Below are 4,791 nucleotides of genomic sequence, written 5' to 3'. Positions count from 1 at the left end.
GTCCACTTTATCCTCGTTGTAAGAACGGAATGCAATTCCGCTCTATCATATCAGAGCCATTGAGATTTAAAATTCTTCATTTAACTTAATTTCTTTCCCCTCTTCGATAAGGGAACTTTTAGCATAGAACTCTTCTCCTTTTTTATAAATCGTAATTAGTGGTATACTTATATCTCCTGTATATTCACTATAATCTGAAGCCCTTTTATAATATAGTTCCAACCCCTTACTTGTTTTCTGTTTAATACATAAATATTCAAAATTATCATTATAAGTATACTTTGAAAAAATCGCCGTATCTGCATCAAAATTTTCTATACTGTATATAATTGCTGTGTTTGCAGGGCTTCCTTCCCTTGCTTTAATATAATACTTTAAAAAATCAAAGTCATATTGATCAGTTACTAGCTCCGATAAAACTATATCAGTACTAGCTTCATTAAAATTCGTTGTCAGATTACTTATTCTATAAGGCTTTTTGAGAGATTCAATTTTGGCGTATACAATAGTTTCATGACCCATGTTGATAAATTCAACTTTATAAATCATGTTTGAACGAGTTTCAGTAACTTTCAATTTACTTAAATCAAATTTTTCGTTATCCTGAGCAAAGATGATCCCATCATAATCTAATCGCCCCAAATATTTAATTAAATCATCTGACAAATATTTTTCTAAATTGGCTGTATTAATGTCATTATTTAGAAAACTTAAATATGTTTTATAAAAGACTTTGGTAAAATCAATCAATTGATTTTGATCAGAGTTTTCAGTAGTCTTTTGATTTTTAGTTTTTTGTTCTTCTGAGGTGATTTTTATATCACTAATAGCTGACTGCTCCTTTTTTTCATAACCTTTACACGAAAAAAAAGTAAATGAAATTATGCAAACAACTAAAAACCTTAATATTCTATTTACTCCCATCTGTAGATTTTATAATTTGGTTTTGCATTTCTATATGATCGCCCTGGGTAAAAAGTTCTTTGTACAAAATCTGATACCCAATTTTCCCCATTGTACATTTCTATATGCCCATGTGGGTTATTAGTAAAAGACTCAATAACTGCAATATCACCTATTTGATAATTCCCATCTGGAACTTCTTTAAACCCTTTTTTCAGCAAAAATGGACCATAATCTTTTGCAGATACTGGTCTGCCATCTGTATTCATTCCTCCATCTTCTAAAGCAAGTCTTACATATTTAGCACAATATCCAACAGATGTATCCATAGCACCTGCTCTTTTATTCAATCCTTCAATTACTTTATTCAGATCGAGTCCTTCTTTTTTGTTTACTATTAGTTCTTGTGGTTTAGGTTCTATTATTCCAAACTTTTTTAAAAAAACCAACCTCTAAATGTAAATCCGTTTGACCTTCTAATTCCTCTACAAGAATTTTATCGTACAATTTCAATTGCTTTATTCTAGCTTCGTGTATTAATTTTTTACGCTCGCTTTTTGTTTTTGCATGTTTAGCAGGGCCTTGATTCTCATACCTTCCTGGACTAAAACTAGCCCATGTATATGCAGCAAATTCTTCTATAGCACGAGTAACAAAGCCATCTAGTAAATTATCTAATAAACCTTTTTTACCAGGCCTTGGAGGTCTAGCATGTTTCAATAAGGCAATACAAAATTCATCCTGAGATTTCGCAGAAAAATCTTGAATTCCATATTTTTTGACGAAGTTTCGTCTTTCGTTTCTTTTTTCTGTTTTTTTATGATCCTTTACCACCCAACCATTATAATCCCACCAAGTTTCTTTCATTATTTGATATGAGCCTGCTGCCGTACTATACACTTTTGTTCCATCAGATTTCGTGCGAAAGAGAATTGGCTTTTCAGGATGTGTGGTTGTATCAGAGAATTGACTTCCTCCAAACAAAGTAGTATACCCTTTTTCTCCTGGCACGCCTTCAAATTCTTTAATCAATCTCATAAAAGCCCTGATTTTGGCTTCATAATTCCCTTCAGCTTTAGCCCCTGGAAACATAAGTTTCAATTGATTGATAAAAGCTAACATCTGTGCACTTTTTTCCTTTAAGTGCAACTTTTTACGTAAACGTCTTTTGGGTGATATGTCTGTCTGTGCTAACACGATTCTAAAATAAGCGTTTTATTTTCATTTGAATAATTAGAGTATCATTATTGTTCAGATGAAGAAAAAATAATAGCAGTAGTTACCCGCGCAGTGGCAAGCCAAATGTTTTACAAACAGCCTTTGTCTTGCTACTGCTTGCTATCCCTTCGCGCCACCTAAGCTTAGTTACATAACCAGTAGTTATACCCGCACTTCCTTGCGTCAGGGGCTATAACCTAATTATGTAAAAAAGCCGCTTTTGCCTTAGCCCTTTTGTTTTCATTTGAAGAAAAATAACCTATTTAACAGGTGATTTTTAAAAGCAATATTATACTTATTAGCGATATCGCAACTCGTGTTAAAATGCCATTTTTATTGCTCTAGCAATCTATTTGACTAAAAACTAACGCCTTTCAGTTGTTGTATTTTAAAAATCGAACGATTTAAAAGCATGGCTTTTTCGATTCAGCTTTTAGTTTGTCAATCGTTCGTTTTTTAAAATAGTAGCCCAGCGGCTTAGAGCGACACAAAGTGCTTCAAGCCTTTACGGCGTTTGAGTAATCTGCGAAGCTCCACCATAAAGCGGAAAGGTGGGGCGTGCCGTGCAATTTTTGCCTGCCGAATAAGGCAGCAATTGCGCGTGAGTAAAAAAACAAGAATCTTGATTCAATAAAATAGTACTGAATTGTTTTTTTATGCTACGCACCACCAAGCGGTGGAGCCCATGAAGTGTGGAGGGATGTTGCCGTGGCAAACTTTTTTGACTCAAAAAGTATGACAGGGCAATAGACTGGGAACACGACGAGCCAGACCAGGGCGGCTGGGGCAATAGCTTTTTTGTAGTCCTGCAACGCAAGTGGAAGTGAATACTAAAAAGTATTGGCATAGGGTGGGGTCTGGTGAGACCTTTGACAGCCAATAGGTACTCGAAGCGATAGCGAAGTAGCCTATGTGTATTAAATTCCGACCGATAGGGAGTCCTAATATCTATATTATAGGTTTTTGTTTAGATGCTCTAAAATAAACTAACTCGATCACTTTTTTACGAGGTTTATATCTGTAAACAAAATAGTTGTGCTTGTCTAAAACAGCTTTATGAGTGTTTTTGTATTTGCCGAGAAGTGGATATATTTTTGGATATTTTTTCACTCTACTTTTAAATGCTTCAATCTTTTGTTCTAAAAGTAAAATCTCTTTTTCTGTCCAATGGGTTTCTAAATACTCTATGATTTCGTCTAAACCTTCAAGGGCTTTTTCTGTCCAAACAATTTTTAGTGCCATTTGCTAAAACGTTTCATAGCTTGTTCATCACTAACAAACTTCCCTTGATCTGCTTGTGCTAAACCTTCTTCAATACCTTTCTGCTCTTCTTCGGTAAGTTCACTCCATAAATCCGTAAACTCTTCATCAAATACTGATTGTAAACGCTCAAGAAAAGACTCTCTTTTTACTGCAAGTAATGACTGCATCAACTGTAATTTAGTGGCTTCAACATTCATAATCATTTATTTTTGGTCTTAAAACAAAGATACCTTTTTATTAGATGTGTTCGACCAACTCAAAAACATGTGCATGACCACGTTGTCCTACTAGCTTTACGATCTTTTGATGTTCTAATTCTCTGACAGCATCATAAACACGGCTCTTACTTTTCCCTAGTTGTAATCGAAGTTGTTTTAAAGTAAAAGGATCACTACCAAAATGATATTGGATTTGCATGGCATACCATTTAAGTACTGGAGGCAATAACAAACTCCTGTTTTGAAGATCGAGTTCTCTTTGTAAAATATGGATCGCATTGCAAATATCTTCTCTTGTAACATATAGATTACCAAACTTGTCCTGATCTCGGTAGAACTCACTTAACATACATAAACTTGAAGCGGTTTTACTAATCACTTGTTTTTGTGATTCTGTAAAAAAAGCATGTTTATCAATCAAGTAATCGTATTTATTAATGGTATTTCGTTTGGGGTACAACATTTTTACTAAGTGATTAAAAGCTTCGGTATGGTAATTAAATTGCTGACTAACATTTACTTTTACGTAGCGTTTTGAAGGTAGTGGCATGACTTAGGTTGATTTTGGATAGGACGATTTTAAAAGGGTGCGCTTAAGTCTTTCTGAGAATTAGATGAACACCAATATTTTTGTAGATTTCATAAGGGTTTCAAGCGTTTTAGTGTTCACCCTTAAAACGAACACCAGTGTAAATAGCTGATTTTAAAATATTTATTAGACCACTCTGGCGTTCACCAGCTAATGAACACTAGGGGATTTTATCTATTTGAGATTGTAGTTCTTTTTGGATTTTAGCTCGTAAAGCCTTGTAATTATCCCAATACACGATTTTGTATTTAAAACCCCTGTTAGCATACCCAAATTGCTGGATGTATTCCAACTCTAAAAGTTGTTGTAAATATTTATGGGTTTGTGTTTTTCCAAGTCCCGTAAGCTGTTTCACATCAAAACGATTAAACAGTTCCTCTTCGCCTTTCTTTTTAATACCTTCTTTTAGCTTTTCAAAAAACTGGCGTAGACTTCCGTGGAGTTCATCTACTTTTAAAATGATGGTTTCAAAAAGGATATCACAAGCTAATTGCAAATCTTGTTTTGTTGTTAGCAGCCGTCCCTTCTGGTCTTTGGTTCGTTGGAATTGATGCCACCAGGTTACCTGAGCCACCAGGTGTTGATACATCCCATGCAATC

The 4,791-nt window shown here is 34.5% G+C and carries 6 protein-coding genes and 1 pseudogene; all 7 read right to left on the bottom strand.

Translation table 11 applies throughout. The annotated features are described in order from the left end of the window. Window positions 1–66: 66 nt before the first annotated feature. On the bottom strand, window positions 67–924 hold the full coding sequence (locus GMC_RS0105540) for a hypothetical protein (RefSeq protein WP_010521203.1): 858 nt from the start codon (window positions 922–924) through the stop codon (window positions 67–69). Further along, the gene (locus GMC_RS0105535; RefSeq protein WP_029489619.1) at window positions 915–1,253 is read right to left on the bottom strand and encodes a hypothetical protein; all 339 of its coding nucleotides are present in this window, start codon (window positions 1,251–1,253) and stop codon (window positions 915–917) included. The genes GMC_RS0105540 and GMC_RS0105535 overlap by 10 nt, the downstream gene beginning before the upstream one ends. 61 nt (window positions 1,254–1,314) lie before the next feature. Beyond that, complete coding sequence (locus tag GMC_RS0105530; RefSeq protein WP_010521201.1) at window positions 1,315–2,025, bottom strand: glycoside hydrolase family 24 protein; 711 nt, start codon at window positions 2,023–2,025, stop codon at window positions 1,315–1,317. 1,044 nt (window positions 2,026–3,069) lie between these two features. Next, window positions 3,070–3,363, bottom strand: a complete 294-nt coding sequence (locus GMC_RS0105525) for a type II toxin-antitoxin system RelE/ParE family toxin (protein ID WP_010521200.1) — start codon at window positions 3,361–3,363, stop codon at window positions 3,070–3,072. Further along, window positions 3,354–3,581 carry a hypothetical protein gene (locus GMC_RS0105520; RefSeq protein WP_010521199.1) on the bottom strand — a complete coding sequence of 76 codons (228 nt, stop codon included), beginning with the start codon at window positions 3,579–3,581 and terminating at the stop codon, window positions 3,354–3,356. The genes GMC_RS0105525 and GMC_RS0105520 overlap by 10 nt, the downstream gene beginning before the upstream one ends. A 40-nt stretch (window positions 3,582–3,621) precedes the next feature. Next, window positions 3,622–4,152 (bottom strand): hypothetical protein, encoded by a 531-nt coding sequence (locus tag GMC_RS0105515; RefSeq protein ID WP_010521198.1) that lies wholly within the window; start codon window positions 4,150–4,152, stop codon window positions 3,622–3,624. Window positions 4,153–4,351: 199 nt separating this feature from the next. Then, a pseudogene (locus tag GMC_RS19160) lies at window positions 4,352–4,791 on the bottom strand (hypothetical protein); the annotation flags it as partial.

The sequence above is a fragment of the Aquimarina agarivorans genome, assembly GCF_000218485.1.
Taxonomy (GTDB): Bacteria; Bacteroidota; Bacteroidia; order Flavobacteriales; family Flavobacteriaceae; genus Aquimarina; species Aquimarina agarivorans.
This window is presented reverse-complemented; position numbering and strand designations above follow the sequence as displayed.